The following is a 20,845-nucleotide window of genomic DNA, read 5'->3' on the forward strand; positions in this document are numbered from 1 at the left end:
TTTTGATGTTGACATTTACACCTACGTACGCATATTCAACATCTTCCCCGCACACATCGCATGTTATATTTTCTTTTTCTATTATCCCATTATTAATTGGATTGGGATGATATTTAAATTGTGGAATTTCTCTTTTATTATTATAATTCAAATTTTTCACCTCACTATAGTTTATGGCTAAATTGAAATTTGTATAAATACATAGTCTATTTCTTTTACATAACGGTTCCGTATTTCCGACGTTTCAGCACCTTAGAGGGAGTTGCTCATGCCCTGGATAAGGGCTAATGCAACGACTGTCGCGACGCGCTTAGGTGGTGGAATGTGTGAGGGCTGACCCCAGAGGATTGACCCTACCCGAACGAACAGAAATACATTGTTAGCTGATGGAAAAAGGCGGAAACTACTATTAGCCAACAATTAATTAATTGATTTTTCTAATTGTAACCTGTACATCAAACCTTATATAATAATAAATATTAATATGAGATTTAAATATTAGTAATCGACTACCTTTCGTCCTATTCTGAACAAAATAGGTAGTATAGCTAGTATAATGCCACCAACTATTACTGTAGAGATTAAAACTTCGGTTAATGATATAACGTTACTTTTTACTGCAAGAGATATTAAAAGACTATAGCACGGTACATTAAGTAATACTCCTGTTATTACCCCAGGTGCATACTTCCTTAATACTATTGTAGCAATTAAATGCGGAAAAATTGCGTTAAGTATCATTGCTCCAACAAAACCAAAATACACATATCTAATTATTCCTTCATTACCATAAAACAGATATATAAATGAAAATAAATACGCCAAGAGTGTTACGCATATCAATGCAAAATAGAATTCGTTTTTACCTACTGGTTTCTGATACCTCTTCACTTTTTGAGACCAGCTTGGTAACCATAATGCCTCTTCGATATTATGTAATGTAATTGTTAATGGAAAAACCCAAATTATACATGATAACTCATTCAAAAGCACATCACCTCACTGTTCGCAGTATATTTGTCTCGTTTAACATTATAGCCGTGAACCTATACATAATCACTAGTCTTTTTCTGTTAGCTAACTACAATATTTCCGAATGTCGCTAATACCTCCAAATCAGATGTATTCCCGAATGCCGTAAATACTTACTATATCTTACTCTTCCCTTCACATAATATCATCCAACGTACTCTTAATACTCATAATATTTTTATTTGTAACATGTGTATATATTTCTGTAGTTTTTGAACTTGAATGACCTAATAATTCTTGTATATATCTAATATCCGTTCCACTTTCCAATAAATGAGTTGCGAAACTATGTCTAAGACTATGTACAGATACTTTTTTCATTACACATCCTTTTTCACATGCATTTTTAAATATTCTTTGTACAGTTCTTTCTGTTATATGCTTATCTTTATCAGCACCTTCAAATAACCATTTATTTGGTCTATATTCCTTATAATACTTCCTTAATTGTAACAAAATACTTTCTGATAACATAACATATCTATCTTTGTTACCCTTACCTTGCTCTATCTTAATCAGCATTCTTTGACTATCTATATCATTTATTTTTAATTTTACTACTTCACCAACTCTTAATCCTGAAGAATATATTAATGCTAATAAAGTTTTATGTTTATTATTTTGTAATGATGCCAAAATACTTTTTACTTCTTTTTTACTTAATACATTTGGCAATTTTCTTTCTTTTTTGGGTCTTTCAACATATACCGTTAACTTTAATTTATGTAATACATGTTCATTCAGAAACTTTATACTGCTGATTGTTTGATTAACATAACTATGTGAACATTCTTTTTCCATAAGATAACTTAAATACATTTTCACATCTGTCTCAGTAATTTCAATAATATCCTTCTTAATATAATCAATAAACCGCTTAATATGACTTATATAACATTTTTCAGTCTTACTAGAATAACCTTGTATAGTTAACTCTTGGGTATATTTCCTTATTATATTATCATTACTATCTGTTATCAAATGCCATCATCCTTCTAAGTAAGAATCTCCCCTAATTATACCTTAGTTATAATAAATCTTATTTAAATTATATGTATTAACTAATATTTTGTCAATATTTGCAATTCAATAGAAAACTATTATAATCTCCTATTCTATAGCACTTTCAAATGCTTCAATAATAGAATACCATCATATAATCCTTCTCTATACATATCACAAAACATTACGCTGTTCAAAAAATTATTAAGACTTAGATAATTGTCTATGACCGATCTATCCTTTTCATCTAATCTATCAAACAAATCTCTTATCTCATTATCATATTCCTCCATCAAATTCTTTTGTTCTACTATCTCTTTATTATTTTCAATACTTAGCTTTAATTTATCATCAACTACATCATGAATTAAATTATTAATTGCTTTAGAATATAAATCTATCATTTTTTTATTTCACCTTTCTATAAAATATTTTTTTATTATAATACTTTCAATATTATTTTATGGGAATTACCCATAAAAGTCAATATGGGAATTCCCCATATTGTAGAATAGCACTGAGGTGATAAAAATGATTTTTGAAAGAGTAAGACAATTAAGAGAAGATTTAGATTTAAAACAAAAGGATATTGCAAGTATAATTGGTATTGACCAAAGTACATATTCAGATTATGAAAATGGTAAAATAAATATCCCAATTGAGACTTTTATAAAATTAGCTGATTACTACAATACTAGTATTGATTTTCTAGTTGGTAGAACTGATAAAAAGTGAGATAGCGATAAAAAAGACCTTATATCAGGTCTTTTTTATCATCTAATAGATTTCTTATTTTCATAACCCTCATTTCAAAGGACAAGTAATTTCTATATCATTACCCTCACTATCAGTAAACTCCAAAACCTTATTTCCCCCTATAACTGTTAGTGGAAAAACTATATCACAATCAAAATAGACTCTATCTAGCAATATCAAACCTTCAAGCCTGACACAAAGGGGTAGCTAAACAGAGTCTATCTTTTCAATTAAAATCTTATAATCTATTCAATTTTCTTCAATTTTAACACCTATCAATATACCTACTCTTTTACAACCGCATCATATATCCCTTTAATATAACCAATAGCATGAGCCATGCCCATATGCCAAGGGATTTCAGTATCAAATAAAGGTGTGTGGTCTGGAATCAGTACCCCATCAAAATTATGCTTCTTCAATAATTTTAACGCTTTCACCATATCAATATCTCCTTCATCAACGAAGACTTCATGATATTCAGGAACTTTTCCTTTTACATTTCTAAAATGAACATATGCTAATTTATCTTGAGAACCATATTGTTCAATAGCATCATAGATGTTACCTTCTGTCATCTCTTGAATAGTTCCCATACAGAATTCTAGAGCATTACTTTTTGATGGATATATATCTATTAATTTTTGATAGAGATGTGGTTGATAAACTAATCTTGGTGTACCTCTTAACGTCTTAAGTGGTGGGTCATCAGGATGCGCAGCTAACACTACACCAGCTTCCTCCGCAACTGGGACAAGCTCATTAAGAAAATATGTTAATCTATCCCATAACTGCTCAGTTGTGATTTCGTCAATGTATCCTTCTGCATTCTCATCATAAGTCATATTCCATATCTGACCATTTTTAATAGGAGTCTGTTTAGCACCTTCTTTATCAGAGAACCCAACTGAAACTGCTCCACCTCTGGATAATGATCTTCTTAGATGTCCCCATACACCGGCAATACTGAAATTATATCCAAATACAGGTATACCAGCTTTTCCAACATTTCTTATTATCTGTTTTAATCTCTCAATCTGCTCTTCTTTTTTAGGTCCATCCAATAGAACATCATACCAATCAGCTGGTGCAAAATTCTCTATTGCATATAATGTCAAACCTTCTTCTTCAACCTCGTTTTTCAACTTCTGAATGCTTTCATAACTCCATACATCTTCGTTTGCCACAGATTCACCCATGTTTTTGACTTCGTCAGTTCCATGAACTCCATTTTGTCCTCTATAATAATCCACTAGATGAGCTATTATATGAGTACAACCAGCTTGTTTAGCGAATCTGTAATTTTCTTTATTGAGCATGTATCTATATAATCCAATTCCGATTTTCATTTCTGCCATAATTATAATCCTTTCTCATAAATGTCTACTCGCATCTTAAAACCAATCTTTTCTTTTGCTTTCATCTTAAGTGCTGTACCATTGTCTATTGCCTTAGTAAGTCCTGCTCCCGGATAACTAGTCCAAGGTTCTATAGCCAGATTATAAGTGTTACCATACCAAGGATAACCATATGAACCTTTACACACAAGCCATATCCAAGCATAAGGGAATATATCATTATCCCATTCTAATCTGAATCCTACATTTTTATTATTACTATATATTGAATAGTATGCCTTATCACCAAACTCTTTTAAGAATAGCATGTCTGCTGTACCAGCGTTTTTATCAGGTACTTTCGATAAATCAATTGTTTTGCCATCTCTACCCTTAGCCATAGGCCAAACATGTTCACTATTAACATCTAATCTCTGAGTATCAAAATCCAAATCTTCACCATAGGTAAAAACTTTCTTAGCTGATGTATCAATGCAACAAGATTCATCTAGAAACCCTTCTCCTATAGTTGGGTGATGACCCCACATCAATTCCATATCTTCATTAGCAAGATTAGATAGTGTTTCGTCAAAATATATAGTTGATTCATTGGACTTGATGGTAATAGTTTTTTCTAAGTAAAATGGTGAGCGGACAGTTCTAATTAAAAACATAACACTTATTTCTTCTTTTGTATCCTTCATGATTCTATATTGCCATGGCAAATTACTTACTTCACCATGCATACCAATAACAGCACCTTTATAATTGCACTCTGGACCTCCACTAGGAAGTATTTCCTGCCAGCCACCAAAATTATGGTCTAGGTAGTTATGTAAACTAGACCCTGTAGTAGAATTATATTTCGCTGGATTATGAAATTCTACTGGTGACCTCCACATGAAGTCAATATCTTTTGGCTTATATAAAAGTTCTACTATATCGGCACCTTTATCTAGTAAAAAAGTTATCCTTAACTTTTCATTTTCCATCACTAATGATTTCATATCATGTATTTTAATATTTTCAGTTATTCTACAACCATAATTCCTCATATTATCACCTAATATCTCAATAGATTTTCTTTATATCCACCATCAGCATATATAGTAGTTCCTGTTATATAAGAAGATGCTTTACTTCCTAGAAATATAGCAGGTCCAACCATCTCTTCTACCTCGCCAACTCTGTTAAGTGGTATCCATTCACCAAAACTTGTCCCGTTATCTTCTTCTAATTTCTTTAGTAGATCTCTATTCATATCTGTTGCTATAGCACCTGGTGCCAAATTATTAACTCTTATACCGCTGTTTCCTAATTCAAGTGCTGCTACTTTGGACATCATTCCCATTGCAGCTTTTGACATGCAATAAGGAGAATTGTTTCTAACTGCTACTATATCATGTATAGATGTAACATTTATCACTGATGCACTATCTGATTTTTTTAGTAGAGGAATTAATTTACTAAATAATAGATAATGGGCTTTCGTATTAATGTCATATATCTTATCCATAAGATCAAAATCCATATTTTCAATAGATGCATGGTCTTCATATCCAGCATTATTAATTAATACATCTACTTTAGATTCAACACTTATAATATGTTCCACCATTTTTTCAACATCTTGAATGTTAGATAAATCTGCTGCAACATACTTGTCAAAACCCATTTTTTCTGCTGCTCTCTTAGTTGATTCTTCTTTTCTACCATGTATCCATACAGAAGCACCAGCCTCTTTATATCCTTTTGCTATAGCTGCACCTATACCTCTTGTAGAACCGGTTATTACAACAACCTTATCTTTCACGCTAAATAATTCTTGTATATTCATATGCTAATCTCCCTTTAATTCCCTAGTAAACTTAGAAAGCACCTCGCAACCGTTTTTAGTAACTAATACATTCTCTTCTATCCTAATTCCACCAAAAGAACTATCATAGATTCCAGGTTCAATAGTAATAACCATGCCTTCTTTTAATACTTCTTTATTACCTTTTGCTATTCTTATTCCAGGATCATGGTACCTGAATCCTACTCCATGACCTAATCCATGTGTAAAATATTTACCAACACCTTCTGTATCTAATGCTTCTTGAGCAGCATTATGTATATCTTCAGCAATCGCTCCTTCTCTTACTAGAGTTATAGCATTATCCTGTGCTTTCTTAACAGCTTCATGTAACCTTATATCTTCTTTGGTAGGAATTCCAACTTTTCCAGTTCTTGTAATATCAGCCCAATATCCATTGACAACTACTGCAAATTCAGTCATGACTAAATCTCCATCTTCAAGCTTTTTACCAGTAACCCAGTTGAATCTGCCACCATCGGCTCCATTTATACCCGATTGAACTTGAGCGAAACCACTTGCATATAGAACTCCATCTTTACCTATCCCCGTTCTAACAGCATACTCCATCTTTGCTGATACTTCAGCTTCAGTTACTCCAGCTTGAAGAGAATCATAGAAAGCTTTTATTCCTATACCTGCAACTTTATTACATAATTTGATATTTTCTATATCTTCACTGGTTTTAAAATTATATAAGTCCAATATTTCTTTTTCTACATCTTTATATCCACCCTCACTTACTTTCATAAGATTATCCACAAAATCAGTTGGTAGTGGAGGTTGTTCTCCTGATAAGATGCAAGGTGACGTATTGCCAACTTTTTTTACTAGTGATATGGGTTTAGAATTGTTTCCATATTTTTTTATATCTTCTGTAATCATTTCATATAGTACTTCAAAAGGGTCACTACTTGTCTCACCCCAAGGATATCTTTTAACTGTTATATCTTTTGGTAGCCTAAGGTCTGGTTCTAATGCAGGTACATATAGAATTGGATCATTTCCCTCAAAACATACTTCAACAGACAATCCCCAGTAAGGTCTATAACCTAGAGTCATTACAAGCTCATCTGGTCTAAAAAATATAACAGCGCCTAGTTCATTATTAGAAATTAACTCACTTATCATTGATATCTTTTGCTTATTCATCATCTATACTCCTTCCTGCTTCTATTTCTTATATTACTTATATACTTCTATTTCTTATATACTTCAATCTCATTTCTATCTTTTATAATTTTTCTTAATAGCTTAGTATCAGTTTACATAATACCATATTTATCAAAAGCTTCAACTACTGACATTCCATTTTCAATAGCTATTCTTACTTCATTTTCACCATATACTTTTTCGAAGGCTTTTCTTATTATTTCTCTTTCTTGTTCCTTAGGTATGGATAATACTCCATCAATATCTCCAAAGATTATATCTCCTGGATTAACTAAGACTCCATTATCAAATTCAATAGGGCAATTGTAATCAATTACTCTACCTCTCATCCCTTGGTCTTGTGCGTAACATCCTCTTGTAAAAGTAGGTAAACCAAGAGCTAAAACTTCTTTCGTATCTCTTGTATATCCACTTACAACAGCTCCTGCTACACCTAATTTAATCATTCTAGTTGACATAAGTCCACCGAAGCAAGCATATTTAGGTGAGCCGCCTGTACATATATAAACATCATTCTTTTTCATTGCATCAAGTGCTTCAAACATGATACCAAATGGTTTTTCTCTTTCTTCGGCACATATTCTTGTTCCTGTTACATCTGCTTCCTGCACTGTAAAGGCTCTTCCCGCAACCATCATATCTCTATTTAGTGGTTGAATATAAGCTGGTAGGAATTGATGTCTAAGATCCATTGTGTCCATAACGTCAGTTAAGACACCTGTGTATAATTCCTTTTTCATAATGTCAAATAATTCGTCATCATCCATTGTTTGTATCTTATCTAATAAATCATTTTTCTCTAACATATCTTATCTCCTATTATTAATACTATATTAAACAGCTTTTCTAGATTGAACAGTATTGATTAGAACTGCCATAAGGATTAATCCACCTCTTACAACATATTGTACATATTCGTTGATGTTAAGTAATGTCATCCCATTCAACAATACTCCTAAGAATATGATACCTATGAAAGTTCCTTTTACTTTACCTATACCACCAGTTAATGACGCTCCACCGATAATTACTGAAGAGATTACATCCATCTCCCAACCTTTACCAAAAGGATGTGCACCTGACATAACTTGTGATGAAACCATAATTCCTGCAATAGCAGCAGTTACTTGTACCATAACAAGCACAATTATCTTTATACGTTTCACATTAATACCTGATAATCTTGCTGATTCTCTATTACCACCTACAGCATATACACTTCTACCGAATTTGGTATAATCCATTACCATCCACACAATTAAAAATACAACTAATAATATTATAGCTGGTATTGGAATAGAACCTATCTGTCCCGCACCAATTTTGCTATACCAAGCCGGGAAAGTTGTAACTGGGAATCCTTTTGATATTATCGCGGCTACCCCATATACAACATTTAACATTGCTAAAGTAATAATAAATGTAGGGATATTGAACTTAGTATGTATAATTGCATTCAGTAATCCAACTGACGCAGCTGCTAAGATTGCAATTATCATACCAAATATTACTGCATACTCTAATGACATAATACCTGTTTCTGCAATTTTACCTGCTACTGTACCAGTGATAACCCCTGATAAAGCAACTGTAGATGAAACTGAAAGATCTATTTCACCAGTAATGATAACCATAGTCATACCGAATGCAATTACACCTTTTAGAGATGCATTTCTTAATATATTCAATAGATTTCCTGATGTGAAAAAACCAGGTGCTGAAAAAGCAATTATTATTGATACCAAGAAAAGTATCAATTCTAGTATATGAGTCTTACTGAACTTACTTAATTTATTTAAATATTTATTGTCACAATTCGCATTCATTTATTCTCCTCCAATGCATCTTTTATATAAGTCTTCTACTGTAATATCTTCGGGTTTAACTTCTCCAATTATTTGTCCATTACTGATGATAAGTATTCTATGACATACTTCTAACAGTTCTTCTAATTCTGAAGAAACCATAATGCTGGATACGCCTTTTCTTGACTGTTCCCATATAATATCAAATATCTGTTGTTTCGCGTTAACATCAATTCCTCTAGATGGTTCATCAAAAAACATAATCTTTGGATTAGTATTAAGCCAATTACCTACAACAACTTTTTGCTGATTACCTCCTGATAGAGAAGAAATCGGTAAATCAACATTTGGTACTTTTATCTCCAAATCTTCAATTTGTTTATCAACAAATGGTTTTTCCATCTTTTTAGTTATCTTATGTTTTGGAGAAATATAGTCCAGACTAGCTACACACAAGTTAGTATGCACACTTAAAACTTGTATCAGCCCTTCATGTTTACGGTCTTCTGGAGTTAAAGCAAATCCAGCTTTTTTCATTTTATGAGGTGTTGGTTTATCTATTTCCTTACCTTCAAAGATAATTTTCCCATTATCTACTTTATCTGCACCAAAAATTCCTCTTAACAGCTCTGTTCTACCAGACCCAAGCATTCCTGCAATTCCTAGTATTTCATGTTCTTTAACTTCAAAAGATATATTTTCAAAATATCCTTTTCTAGTTAATCCTTTTACTTCAAGTAAAGTATTTTCCCCAACAATAAGATCATCAGGTCTAGTTTTTATCTTAACATCACCAAACATCATTTTTATAAGTTGTTCATGAGATGTTTCTGCCATTATTGTCTTGTTGATATAAACACCATCTCTTAGAACTGTACAAGTATCTGCTATTTTCCATAATTCTTGTAATCTATGAGATATATAAATAATTATTACATCTTTTTTCTTGAGTCTCTTAATCATCTTAAATAATAAATCAGTTTCGTTTTGCGCAAGAGATGATGTTGGCTCATCTAACATAAGTACTTTCGGATTGGTACTCATCGCCTTAACAATTTCAATCATCTGACATTGCCACATGCTAAGATTAATGACCATCTCTTTTGGATCAATATCCACACCTAGATCTTCAAGGATTTCTCTAGTTTGTTTGTATGCTTTCTTCCAATCTATGAACTTACCTCTCATAGGCATTCTTCCTAATAAGATGTTTTCTGCTACATTCATACCTGGAATCAGACTAAGTTCTTGGTATACTGTTGCGATACCTTTATCTATTGCTTCTTGAGGATTTTTAAAATCCAATTTTTCATCATCTAGATATACATTTCCTGATGTTGCTTTTATGGCACCTGCAAAAATTTTGACCATAGTAGATTTTCCAGAACCATTCTTACCTAATAACGCATGAACTTGTCCACTTTCAAATGTAGCAGTTACATTATCTAGTGCAAGAGTTCCGGGATATTGTTTGCTTATGTTTTCAGTTCTTAATGTACTCATAATTATCCTTTCATATAAATTAGTCATATATTAAGAGGACTATTATCATCCTCTTAATATTAATTTTTATTATTTGTAGTTTTCAAGATCTGAAGCAAATTCATCTAAACCATCTTTATCATTTCTATCTAATACTATACCTGGAACTACTACTGAGTTACCTCTGTCAACTCCTGTATCTTCTCCTAAGATATCCTTTAATAGAACTTCCATAGTTCTATAACCTATCATATAAGGGTCTTGTCCAGTTACAGCTTGTAATACATTATCTTCATTTCTTAACATTGATAATTGTTGTTCTGCTGCATCAGTTCCGAATACATATACTTCTCCTGCTTTACCTGCATTCTTAACACCCATGACAGCACCTATTGTACCTCCATCATTAGCTCCCCATATGATATCTACTCCACCTTGTGATGCTTGAGCAGTGATTATATCTCCAGCAGCTTGAACTGCTTTATCTTGAAGCCATGCATCTTGGTCTGCTACTACGACAACACCTGGAATATCTTTAATTTGGTCAATGAATCCATTAGAACGTTGTGCTGATAAGTCAGGAAGTTGAGATTTGAATTGTAAAATAGCTACTCTGACTTCTTCGCCTTCTTCATAATTGTTTTTAATGAATTCAGCAGCTACTAAACCTGTTTGTTTACCTAGTAAGTAATTATCTGATGTAAAACCACCAACTATAAAATCAGAATCATTAAGTGCTGTGTTACATACAGCTATTCCTAAACCTTTTTCATTAGCTGTTTTTAGTGCTTGAATTGAAGAAGTTTCATTAAGTGGTGAAATTGCAATACCATCGATTTTTTGAGATGTATAAGTATTGATAAGTTCTACTTCTTTTGCTTGGTCATTGTTAGTATTAGAAACAAGAACCTTAGCATTATACTCTTTTCCTGCTGCCTGATATCCCATTTGTAATAATTTCATGAACTGGTCTTCTTGAAATACTATACCTGCAACAGTAATTTCCTTATCTTTTGGATCATCCTTAGAAGTGTCACTCTTACTTCCTTCTTCACCTTTGCTGTCAGTCTTACTATCACCTTTGCTACCACATGCAACCATAAATAAACTTAAAACTACTACTAACATACATAATATTTTTTTCTTCATAACATTTCCTCCTTATAATATATATTTAAACTTCAATTAAGAAGTTTTAATAACAACATTAAATTCAATCCTAATAAGCCAATATAAAACTACATATATTTACTTATATTACTATTCTTCCCATAAATGGTTTTATGAAAAGCTTTTCATGAAAAATATTAATAAATGTTGAATAATATAAAATTCAATTTCATTCTTACTCAACATCATTATTTACATCTTATATATCTAAAGAGATTTTACAGATTCTCTTTCAATCAATTTGTATGGTATATATTTTTCTCTATAAGTATCACTATATGAAACACCTTTATCAATGATTTCAATAATCTTTTTACCTGAATTGACACCCATCTGATGGATAGGTACTGAAATAGTTGTCAAAGGTTTTAATAATATTTTGCTGATTGAAATATTATCATATCCTATTATTGATAATTCCTCTGGCATATTGATTCCCATATTGTTAGCTGCCATCATTATAGCAATAGCTGTATCATCATTAAAAGCTACAACACCAGTTGGTCTGTCTTCCATCTTCAATAATTTGATAGTATTATTGGTAATCTCTTCTTTACTATAGCCACAATCAATGACATATTCATTTCTAAAATCTATATCGAATTCTTCTAGTGCTTTTCGAAATCCCATATATCTCACATTGACACCTTTGAATCTCCAACCTATACATGCTATTTTTTTGTGTCCCATATCAATAAGATATTTGGTAGCATCGTATGTAGCCTTTATTCCATCTTCCATTATGTTGTATCCAAAATCAGCATATGAATAGACAAATACCACGCTAGTTTTACCTTTTAATAAATGGGTTAATTTTTCATTGCTCATACTTGAACTGACGATAATGAATCCGTCAACTCTTCTTTCTAACATTTGGTTAATGTATTTTTCCTCTTTTTCTGAACTGTAATCAGTATTGCATATTATTAAAAAATAGCCTTCTTTTTCTACTGCTTTACTTATACCTCTCAAAAGTTCCGGGAAAAACAAGTTAGATAAATTAGGTATTATTACAGCAATGGTCATTGTCTTCTTGCTTATAAGACTTCTTGCCATAGCATTAGGCTTATAGTCAAGAACTTCTACTGCTTTATATACTTTATCTGAACTTTCTTTACTAACTGGAGTGCTTGCGTTCAATACTCTTGACACTGTACTGATAGAAACATTAGCTAGTTTTGCAACATCTTTTATAGTTGAAACTTTATCCATTGTATACCTCCACTAAAGCTTCATAAGCTAAAGATACAACATGCGTTTATATGCATATTTATACTTTGAGCTAGTTGAAAAATTCATGAAAAGGTTTTCAACACAAATAAATTATACAATGCATATTTATTTTTGTCAATTATTTTGTGCATTTTTTTATTTTTCATACTTATTTCCACCTATGAGCTTGTTATTTCATTAACAAATAAGCTTGATCAACTTATTTAATTAGCTAGTTTTACTTCATTGTATTTTGGTTTTTTGTGTCATTATAACAATTTATTGATTAACACATGCTGTTTTTATATGAGCATTGTACAGTTTTCATGGTTATACATACATATTCCAAATTATACTCATTGAGTTAATTTATTCATGGTATATTATACATACCATTGTATAATTCATTCTTGGTGAGCATATGTTTTAATTTCTGATATTCTTTTTCATCCAAATTAAAAATTCTGTAAGAAGTTCCATCTCTTTTATCATAGATTTTATGTATTTTCCAACAGAGCCAATGAATTGTAGACTTTTCTTTAATTAAGGAATCTTTTACAAAAATATACATTCCTTTTTTATTAATGCTTATAATATTTCCCCCAACCCCATATTCAAAAATTAATTCTGCATCTTGAAAAAATATATTTTCATCTATGTAATCATTTTTGGAATTAGGTGTTTTCATAAGATACTTATGTAATTCATCTATAACTTCATCATCAGTATAATTATAATCTTCTTTGACAAAGTGAAGCTCCGTAGGTACTTCTTCTTTGCTAAAATCAATTTTTTCTTTTCTCATTATATTATTACTCAATAATCCTATTAATAATAAAATTAGTCCTATTGAGAGTACTAAATTAAGAATGGTTTTGATCTTACTGGTCTTATACTCTTCAAAATTATCAAGTTCATCATTTATCTGCTTAAGGATTTGCTTTTTTAGATCTCTTGATTTCCATTCTTTGAATTTAATTGAATATATGCTTTTACCTGAAATTTTGACATCCTCTTTCATCTGCACCCTACTTCTGGTATTATTGATTCTAAAGATAATTTTATCATCTTGATCCTCTTGTACAGCCCTAATGGCTAGTGTAGATGAAATAGCACTATTAATGCTTCTAATCAATAATTCTTTTCTTTCAGTATTTATCTTATATGTAGAACCTATAAAATATGTGTACAGCACATATATTAATAATAATCCTATTATGATATATATCCTATAGGGTAATAATGAGCCTACCTTAAAAATCTCAGAAACTACATATACCCAAATTGCTAGTTGAATAAAATTCAGCATAGAGCTTGATTGTATTTCTACTCTTCTGCCTACGAAACTGTATATTGCTTGAAACAAAGCAAAAAATGCCGATAGCATAAATATAACGATTTGCATTTCATTTAAACCCATTATTAATTTCCCCCCCCAGATATTACCTTTATTTTTTTTTATATTTTCATCTAGTTATTCTTGATAATGTCTTGCTGCCATCTAATGCCTGCTAATCCCATACGGGTTCTATGTGATAAGTCATTCTTAATAAGCATGTGATAACCTCGTATATAATGTATTATACCATTAACACCTTACCCTTGTAATAGAAAGCAAAGATTTTATAGACTGTAATCACATTTTTTTACTGGCTAAAGAGTGGTAAATGTAGAATAACCATATATAGTGATAATAACGATCTTTACGGCTTGTTGCCATACCTTAAAAACAGATAGAAGCAACAAACGTAACGAGAGTGTATTATCACTATATATGGTTCAATATACGACCGTTATATGTTTTGAACTTAATATTTTGTAAACAATCTAAAGCTGTCCATAATTAGACAGCTTTGCTTTATAAATATAATTTCTAGTATTTAAACTTAGTGATACCAATATTCATCTCTTCTGCTAGTTTAGCTAGAGACTCACTTGCATTAGCAAGTTCTTCCATAGAAGCCGTTTGTTCTTCTACTGATGCAGATGCTTCTTCTGTACCTGCTGCATTCTCTTGAGATATAGCAGATAGATTTTCTGTAATTTCTGTAATACTTACTTTTTTATCTTCCATCATTTTAGATGATTCATTTAATACGTCTATAGCTTCTTTTGTCTTTTCTATTGCTTCAGCTATTCCGTTGAACTTTACTTTAGTACTTTCAACACTGCTACTTTGATTATCAACTAAGTTAATGATTTCATTCATAGTAGTAACAGCACTATCAATTTTTTGTTTCAGATCATTTATAATATTAGTTATTTCACCAGTGAACTCATCTGCTTGTTCAGCTAAGTTTCTGATTTCTTCAGCTACAACTGCAAAACCTCTTCCTGATTCTCCAGCTCTTGCTGCCTCTATTGCAGCGTTTAGAGCTAATAGGTTAGTTTGGTCTGCAATACTACTAATCATCTGGCTGGCTTGATATATCTTTCCAGCACTTTCATCAGTTTCTTTTATTAAACTATCTATTTCTTTAGTAGCTTTATTATTCATATCAGTTATTTCAACTAGATCTTTAATGTTTTTAATTCCTTGTTTCTTAAGTTGTAGCACTTCATCAGTAAATTTATTTAATTCTTTTAGCTCATTTTCATTTCTTTCTATGAGTTGTCCTAGATCATTGATATTATCAGCAGCCTGTTCAGTATCTTTTGCTTGGTCACTAGCACCACGGGCTATTTCTTCAATAGTATTAGCTACTTCTTCTGCCGCAGTGGCTGATTGTTGACTTGTTGCTGTTAATTCCTCTGATGAAGAAGCTATCTGTTGAGAAGACAATGAAATATTCTTAACTAATTCAACAAAATTACTCTGCATTTTATTTATTGCGTTTGTTATAGTTCCTATTTCATCTTTTCTTTTCATGTATTTAACTGCCTTTGAATTTTCATCAAATTGTAAATCGTAGTTAGCCAATTTTTCTATTATTTTTGAAAGAACCTTTATAGGTGTACTTGTTCTTTGTGCTATTATATAAGTTATTATTAATAAAACCAATAACCCTAGAACGCCTATACCAATAAGTGTTTTTACCAATGCATCTGATTCTGCTGTAATTTCGTTTATTGGGACAACAGTTTCTACAAACCAAGGTGTTTTGGTTTCACCAATATGTATTGGAACGAATTGCTTTAGACTTTCTTTATCATTGAATATTGATTTTCCTGTTAAGTAAAAAAATTCACCTAGTTCAAATTTTTCTTTCGTACCATCATTCTGATGTTCATCATTATCAAATATGTTATCTCCAATTAATTCTTTCTTTGGATGTGCAACATATATACCTGTATTAGATAGAATTACTTCATAACCTGAAACAAACAAATCAACATTTTCACTTAAGCCTTGTAATTTATCCAGTGTAACATCAACTCCTACAGCACCTATTATCTTACCATTGAAATGGATTGGTACTACAAGAGAAGTCATTAATATTTTTTTACCATCTATTAGATATTCATATGGTTCAAGTATTATTTCAGTATCAGAATTCTTAGCTAGTGAATAGTAATCATCTTTGCTTGTCAAATCATAGTCTTCACAAGGCTTATTCACTACTTGATTTCCACTCCAATACCAATGTGGAATAAATCTTCCTGTCTGATCATGTCCTTCAGTATTCTTATACTCATCATCTTTTTTATCTAGAGAATTTGGTTCCCATATAGTCCATATTCCAGAAAAATCCGGATTCTCTTTAATAACGCTTTCCAACATAATATTTATGTTGTCTCTATTAACAGCAGCTTCTTCTTTTTTGATACCTTCTAAACTATTTGCCAAAGTTCTTACTATGTTCATTCCTTCTTCTAACTCTTCTTCAACTTGCTTTGCAACTAGATTACCCTTTAACTTAGTAGTTTCATATGCATTATCCAAGGATTGATTACTTGTCTTAACTCCAACCATTGAAATAATAGCAACCATTATTACTAAAATACTTAATGAAATACTAATAACCATTTTACTCTTAATTGATTTCATAATAAAAACTCCTAACAAATTAAATTTTGTATTTTTTTATATCATTCTCTCTATAAGTTTCTATAATAAATGGATTAAATAGATACAATATTTCCCCCTTTTACTTATATTTTCCATTTATATTATTATTCTACATATTTATGCTTTTTCCTTTTTTTCTTTACATTATTTTACTTTTTTCATTGCTATTTGTTGACTTTTTGTACATAATTAAGTATTTTTATACATAAAAAAACTAAAGTTTTACCATATTCTGATACCACTTTAGTCAAAAATTTACATATATTTTACTAATTTGTCTTATATCAATTCATTATTTTTTATCTAATAATAACAATAATTTATCTCCCATTGCTTTCTCAATATAAGGCTGTATGTTCCAAAACTTTTTAAACTCATTATATTCATCTATACATTCTCTATTATTAGACCCTTTTTTAAATGCTCTAATAAGTATATTCTTAGGTGTATGTTCCATGTCGATAAATTCTAGCATTTGTACAGAATATCCCATAATTTCAAGTATATTACCTCTTACACTATCAGTAATAAGACTTGATAACTTTCCTTTGATTATTCCATGTTTTTCCATTGTTTTCATTGTCTGATTATGAATTTGTTTCAATAATTCATGTTGGCAGCATGGAACTGATAATATAACATCTGCTCCCCAATTTACCGCTTTGACTAAGGCATCATCAGTTGCTGTGTCACACGCATGAAGAGTTACAACCATATCGACTTTATTAATTTCTTCATACCCTTTTATATCACCATGAACAAATTTCAATTTTTTATAATTAAGCTCATCAGCTATATTATTACAAAATTCTATAACATCTTTTTTCAAATCAAGTCCAATAACATTTATATCTAATTTCAATTGTTCAACTAGATAATGATAAAGAGCAAAAGTTAAATAGGATTTACCACAACCAAAATCAATAATATTTATGGTCTTAGTCTTGTCAAGATGTTCCATACAATCTGAAACCATTTCAAGGAATCTATTCAGCTGTTTGAATTTATCATATCTATTAGCTAATACTTTCCCATCCTTATTCATTACTCCTAGTTTAATCAAGAAATCATAAGGTTCATTTTCAGATAAAATGTAATTCTTGGTTCTATTATGCTCCAGCTCTACTTTTTCCTTTGTTGGGGATTTCTTTATTATGTTAGCTTTACCTTTTTTACTAACCAGAACTTGATAATCAGCTTCTGTTGTATAAAAATTACCCTGCTTAAAATAATTTTCCATCAGATCTTTAAGTTCATTTATCGTATCATCAGAATTCAAATTACTATGTGTTACTTTTTTAGTATAATGATATTCTAATTGATATAATAACCTACCTTTAATCATTACAGGTTTTACATTGACTTTATTATAATTAGTCTCGTCTTTTTTTCTAACTTTGCTCAGTATAATGTTATTCACATTATTTTTCTTTATAACGCTTTCAATTAAAGCAAGTACATTATCCATTATTATCTCTCCTACTTGTATTTATCTCCATATTATAATATATATTAATACAAATTCAAAGTAGATTAGATATAAAAATAGCGTAATTAGTATTTCTTGCTCTACATAAGTTGAATATATTATGTAGGTTATCTATTAGCATATGTAAAAGCTTGCTCTACAGTATTGAAGAAACATTCTTCCCCTATAACCTCATAGATTGAAGCTTTAATCAAAGAATTTTTAGGCTGTTCATTAATTCCAGATATCAATATCTTGGTTTTATTTCTCTTACATATATCTATTAATTTTTTAAATGCATGTAACGCTGTTGCATCCATTACTGGTACATTACGCATTCGTAAAATTATTGTTTTGGTAGGATTACCGATTCCATTTATAACTTCCATGAACTTATCCGCTGCTCCAAAGAAAAATGGACCGTTGATTTCATAGACCTGTATACCATCTGTTAACTTGAATTTCTTGCTTTCTTCTTCAAAATTAAAATCATCATCACCTTCTTCAGATGCATCCATTACTGTTTCTTTCACATTTGTTACATCTGCCATACGTTTCATAAATAACAACGATGCTAATACAATACCTATTTCAATCGCCTTTACCAAATCAATTAGGACTGTAATAAAAAATGTAATTAACAGTACTAAAACATCACTTTTAGGTGATTTAAATAATTCTTTGAATTCTCTCCATCCACACATATTATAAGCAACCATAATAAGTACAGCCGCTAACGAAGATAAGGGTATCAACTTAGCTAATGGCATAAATATAACCATTATCAATAGCAATGTTATAGAATGAACTATCCCAGCAATTGGTGTCCTTCCCCCATTTTTAATGTTTGCTACAGTTCTTGCAATAGCCCCAGTAGCAGGAATTCCACCAAATAAACCAGAAGCCATATTGGCTATTCCCTCAGCAACTAATTCCATGTTAGAGCGATGTTTACTTCCTATCATACCATCTGATACTACCGCTGATAACAATGATTCAATAGATCCTAAAAATGCTATTGTAACAGCCGGTCCTAGTAATGTACTTATCTTTTCCATGTTGATATTTGGTATATGAGGTCTAGGTAATGCAGAAGATAATTCTCCGAATTTTGATCCAATAGTAGCAACATCTAATTTGAATATCATTACCATTACTGTTGTAACTATCAAAGCAATTAATGTTCCAGGTATTTTCCTGTTTACCTTAGGCCAAAAAATAATAATCAATAACGCTATAACACCTATTATTACACTCCATAAATTAGCAGTATCCATTGCAGAAAAATAAGCTTTCCACTTTCCAATAAAATCAGCAGGTACTTCACCAATTTTGAATCCAAAAAAATCTTTCATCTGAGATGAAAAAATAACTAAAGCTATACCGCTAGTAAAACCTGTTGTTATTGGATATGGAATGAACTTGATAACACTTCCTAATTTCAATAAACCCATAATTATCATAATTAAACCAGCCATCATCGTGGCAATAATTAATCCTTCAATCCCATGTTTTGCTACAATTGTATAAACAACAACCATAAATGCCCCGGTAGGTCCACCAATCTGAACTCTACTTCCGCCTAAAAAAGATATAAGAAAACCTGCTATGATTGCAGTATGTATACCTTTTTCAGGTGATACACCAGAAGCAATTGCTAGTGCTATTGATAGAGGCAATGCTATTATAGCTACAATAATACCAGCTGTAATATCACTTAATAATTGTTCTTTTGAATAATGTTTCATTGTGCTAAATAATTTGGGTTTTAATTTTGACATATTGTTCTTCCTCTTTCTTTCTTACATTTGCCTTTTTACTTTATTTACATTTCATATGATTAATCCACAAAAGTAATTTAGTATGATTTTCCATATTAGTTCCCATAGCATTTTAGTACTTATCTATTACAAATGCAATATCTTTTCACTTTAAATATTAAATAACACTTTTCTATATAATTAAAAAATGAAAAAAAAATTAATCCTATAAGCAATTAAGCTTTAATAGGATTAATTTTGATAAGATGTCATACATTAGAAAGCTACTGATACTTATACCAGTAGCTATACCAAGGAGTAGAAATATTATTTGCTGTACTTATTTTTTTTGTCTTTCATATTATTGTCATACATACTGTTATTCATGTTTTCCATGTTTTCCATGTTTTCCATGTTGTTATTGTTCATGTTATTCATGTTGTTCATATTATTCATGTTTTCCATATTGTTGTTTTCCATGTTGTTGTTTTCCATGTTTTCATTTCTCATGCAATTATTACTATTTTCGTTATACATATTGTTTTCCATGTTCTCATTATTCATGTTTTTTGATTTATTTCTCTTAGCCATTTAATAGACCTCCTTTTAAATTTACATCTTACAGTTATATTATTTGTTATAAAAAATATTTTATGCATATAAAAAAAGTATTTATTTACTTATTTTATAATAAGATTATCTAAAATTAGGTACAAAAAATTATTTCATTAATTAGCAAATTTTGGTATAATGTAAAAAAATAAACTGTAAAAATTTATTTGAA

20 protein-coding genes are annotated in these 20,845 nt (G+C 30.6%); 1 reads left to right on the forward strand and 19 read right to left on the reverse strand.

Annotated features, from left to right (window positions below; translation table 11 throughout):
* The 4 genes from ACX6CF_RS23360 to ACX6CF_RS23375 all read right to left on the reverse strand — a co-directional run.
* The coding region (locus tag ACX6CF_RS23360; protein ID WP_458787818.1) for a CbrC family protein at positions 1 to 160 on the reverse strand (160 nt) is incomplete at its 3' end.
* A gap of 338 nt (positions 161 to 498) precedes the next feature.
* The gene (locus ACX6CF_RS23365) at positions 499 to 987 is read right to left on the reverse strand and encodes an HXXEE domain-containing protein (RefSeq protein ID WP_458787792.1); all 489 of its coding nucleotides are present in this window, start codon (positions 985 to 987) and stop codon (positions 499 to 501) included.
* 180 nt (positions 988 to 1,167) lie between these two features.
* Positions 1,168 to 2,013, reverse strand: a complete 846-nt coding sequence (gene xerA / locus ACX6CF_RS23370) for a site-specific tyrosine recombinase/integron integrase (protein ID WP_458787793.1) — start codon at positions 2,011 to 2,013, stop codon at positions 1,168 to 1,170.
* Positions 2,014 to 2,147: 134 nt separating this feature from the next.
* Positions 2,148 to 2,438 carry a hypothetical protein gene (locus tag ACX6CF_RS23375; protein WP_458787794.1) on the reverse strand — a complete coding sequence of 97 codons (291 nt, stop codon included), beginning with the start codon at positions 2,436 to 2,438 and terminating at the stop codon, positions 2,148 to 2,150.
* Between the two features lie 127 nt (positions 2,439 to 2,565).
* On the opposite strand from ACX6CF_RS23375, the gene ACX6CF_RS23380 reads away from it, so the two are divergent.
* Complete coding sequence (locus ACX6CF_RS23380) at positions 2,566 to 2,769, forward strand: helix-turn-helix domain-containing protein (RefSeq protein ID WP_458787795.1); 204 nt, start codon at positions 2,566 to 2,568, stop codon at positions 2,767 to 2,769.
* 69 nt (positions 2,770 to 2,838) lie between these two features.
* Here ACX6CF_RS23380 and ACX6CF_RS23385 read toward each other — a convergent pair whose 3' ends face one another.
* The 15 genes from ACX6CF_RS23385 to ACX6CF_RS23455 all read right to left on the reverse strand — a co-directional run bounded on the left by ACX6CF_RS23385 (position 2,839) and on the right by ACX6CF_RS23455 (position 20,652).
* A complete protein-coding gene (locus tag ACX6CF_RS23385; protein WP_458787796.1) occupies positions 2,839 to 2,964 on the reverse strand; it encodes a hypothetical protein in 126 nt (41 codons plus the stop codon).
* Between the two features lie 110 nt (positions 2,965 to 3,074).
* Positions 3,075 to 4,148, reverse strand: coding sequence for a mannonate dehydratase (locus ACX6CF_RS23390; protein ID WP_458787797.1), 1,074 nt, complete (start codon positions 4,146 to 4,148; stop codon positions 3,075 to 3,077).
* Positions 4,149 to 4,150: 2 nt separating this feature from the next.
* The gene (locus tag ACX6CF_RS23395; RefSeq protein WP_458787798.1) at positions 4,151 to 5,182 is read right to left on the reverse strand and encodes an aldose 1-epimerase; all 1,032 of its coding nucleotides are present in this window, start codon (positions 5,180 to 5,182) and stop codon (positions 4,151 to 4,153) included.
* An 8-nt stretch (positions 5,183 to 5,190) separates the two neighbouring features.
* Entirely contained in the window at positions 5,191 to 5,964 is a 774-nt protein-coding gene (locus ACX6CF_RS23400) for an SDR family NAD(P)-dependent oxidoreductase (RefSeq protein ID WP_458787799.1), read from the reverse strand.
* A gap of 3 nt (positions 5,965 to 5,967) precedes the next feature.
* Positions 5,968 to 7,134, reverse strand: a complete 1,167-nt coding sequence (locus ACX6CF_RS23405; protein ID WP_458787800.1) for a M24 family metallopeptidase — start codon at positions 7,132 to 7,134, stop codon at positions 5,968 to 5,970.
* 113 nt (positions 7,135 to 7,247) lie between these two features.
* A complete protein-coding gene (locus tag ACX6CF_RS23410; protein ID WP_458787801.1) occupies positions 7,248 to 7,961 on the reverse strand; it encodes an RraA family protein in 714 nt (237 codons plus the stop codon).
* 27 nt (positions 7,962 to 7,988) lie between these two features.
* Positions 7,989 to 8,981, reverse strand: a complete 993-nt coding sequence (locus tag ACX6CF_RS23415) for an ABC transporter permease (RefSeq protein ID WP_458787802.1) — start codon at positions 8,979 to 8,981, stop codon at positions 7,989 to 7,991.
* Positions 8,982 to 10,463, reverse strand: a complete 1,482-nt coding sequence (locus ACX6CF_RS23420) for a sugar ABC transporter ATP-binding protein (RefSeq protein ID WP_458787803.1) — start codon at positions 10,461 to 10,463, stop codon at positions 8,982 to 8,984.
* A gap of 69 nt (positions 10,464 to 10,532) precedes the next feature.
* Complete coding sequence (locus ACX6CF_RS23425) at positions 10,533 to 11,591, reverse strand: substrate-binding domain-containing protein (RefSeq protein WP_458787804.1); 1,059 nt, start codon at positions 11,589 to 11,591, stop codon at positions 10,533 to 10,535.
* A gap of 228 nt (positions 11,592 to 11,819) precedes the next feature.
* Positions 11,820 to 12,824, reverse strand: a complete 1,005-nt coding sequence (locus ACX6CF_RS23430) for a LacI family DNA-binding transcriptional regulator (RefSeq protein WP_458787805.1) — start codon at positions 12,822 to 12,824, stop codon at positions 11,820 to 11,822.
* A 373-nt stretch (positions 12,825 to 13,197) separates the two neighbouring features.
* Positions 13,198 to 14,244: a hypothetical protein gene (locus ACX6CF_RS23435; RefSeq protein ID WP_458787806.1), complete on the reverse strand. Its 1,047-nt coding sequence runs from the start codon at positions 14,242 to 14,244 to the stop codon at positions 13,198 to 13,200.
* 453 nt (positions 14,245 to 14,697) lie between these two features.
* Entirely contained in the window at positions 14,698 to 16,812 is a 2,115-nt protein-coding gene (locus tag ACX6CF_RS23440; RefSeq protein WP_458787807.1) for a methyl-accepting chemotaxis protein, read from the reverse strand.
* A gap of 313 nt (positions 16,813 to 17,125) precedes the next feature.
* A complete protein-coding gene (locus ACX6CF_RS23445; protein WP_458787808.1) occupies positions 17,126 to 18,301 on the reverse strand; it encodes a class I SAM-dependent methyltransferase in 1,176 nt (391 codons plus the stop codon).
* 128 nt (positions 18,302 to 18,429) lie between these two features.
* Positions 18,430 to 20,082 (reverse strand): SulP family inorganic anion transporter, encoded by a 1,653-nt coding sequence (locus ACX6CF_RS23450; RefSeq protein WP_458787809.1) that lies wholly within the window; start codon positions 20,080 to 20,082, stop codon positions 18,430 to 18,432.
* Between the two features lie 306 nt (positions 20,083 to 20,388).
* Positions 20,389 to 20,652: a hypothetical protein gene (locus tag ACX6CF_RS23455; protein ID WP_458787810.1), complete on the reverse strand. Its 264-nt coding sequence runs from the start codon at positions 20,650 to 20,652 to the stop codon at positions 20,389 to 20,391.
* Between the last annotated feature and the right edge of the window lie 193 nt (positions 20,653 to 20,845).

The sequence above is a fragment of the Vallitalea sediminicola genome (assembly GCF_054408565.1).

Coding starts and splice junctions, on each gene's coding strand:
- ACX6CF_RS23375 (WP_458787794.1), bottom strand. CDS start 2,438: ATGATAGATTTATATTCTAAAGCAATTAATAATTTAATTCATGATGTA.
- ACX6CF_RS23380 (WP_458787795.1), top strand. CDS start 2,566: ATGATTTTTGAAAGAGTAAGACAATTAAGAGAAGATTTAGATTTAAAA.
- ACX6CF_RS23390 (WP_458787797.1), bottom strand. CDS start 4,148: ATGGCAGAAATGAAAATCGGAATTGGATTATATAGATACATGCTCAAT.
- ACX6CF_RS23395 (WP_458787798.1), bottom strand. CDS start 5,182: ATGAGGAATTATGGTTGTAGAATAACTGAAAATATTAAAATACATGAT.
- ACX6CF_RS23400 (WP_458787799.1), bottom strand. CDS start 5,964: ATGAATATACAAGAATTATTTAGCGTGAAAGATAAGGTTGTTGTAATA.
- ACX6CF_RS23405 (WP_458787800.1), bottom strand. CDS start 7,134: ATGAATAAGCAAAAGATATCAATGATAAGTGAGTTAATTTCTAATAAT.
- ACX6CF_RS23410 (WP_458787801.1), bottom strand. CDS start 7,961: ATGTTAGAGAAAAATGATTTATTAGATAAGATACAAACAATGGATGAT.
- ACX6CF_RS23415 (WP_458787802.1), bottom strand. CDS start 8,981: ATGAATGCGAATTGTGACAATAAATATTTAAATAAATTAAGTAAGTTC.
- ACX6CF_RS23420 (WP_458787803.1), bottom strand. CDS start 10,463: ATGAGTACATTAAGAACTGAAAACATAAGCAAACAATATCCCGGAACT.
- ACX6CF_RS23425 (WP_458787804.1), bottom strand. CDS start 11,591: ATGAAGAAAAAAATATTATGTATGTTAGTAGTAGTTTTAAGTTTATTT.
- ACX6CF_RS23430 (WP_458787805.1), bottom strand. CDS start 12,824: ATGGATAAAGTTTCAACTATAAAAGATGTTGCAAAACTAGCTAATGTT.
- ACX6CF_RS23435 (WP_458787806.1), bottom strand. CDS start 14,244: ATGGGTTTAAATGAAATGCAAATCGTTATATTTATGCTATCGGCATTT.
- ACX6CF_RS23440 (WP_458787807.1), bottom strand. CDS start 16,812: ATGAAATCAATTAAGAGTAAAATGGTTATTAGTATTTCATTAAGTATT.
- ACX6CF_RS23445 (WP_458787808.1), bottom strand. CDS start 18,301: ATGGATAATGTACTTGCTTTAATTGAAAGCGTTATAAAGAAAAATAAT.
- ACX6CF_RS23450 (WP_458787809.1), bottom strand. CDS start 20,082: ATGTCAAAATTAAAACCCAAATTATTTAGCACAATGAAACATTATTCA.
- ACX6CF_RS23455 (WP_458787810.1), bottom strand. CDS start 20,652: ATGGCTAAGAGAAATAAATCAAAAAACATGAATAATGAGAACATGGAA.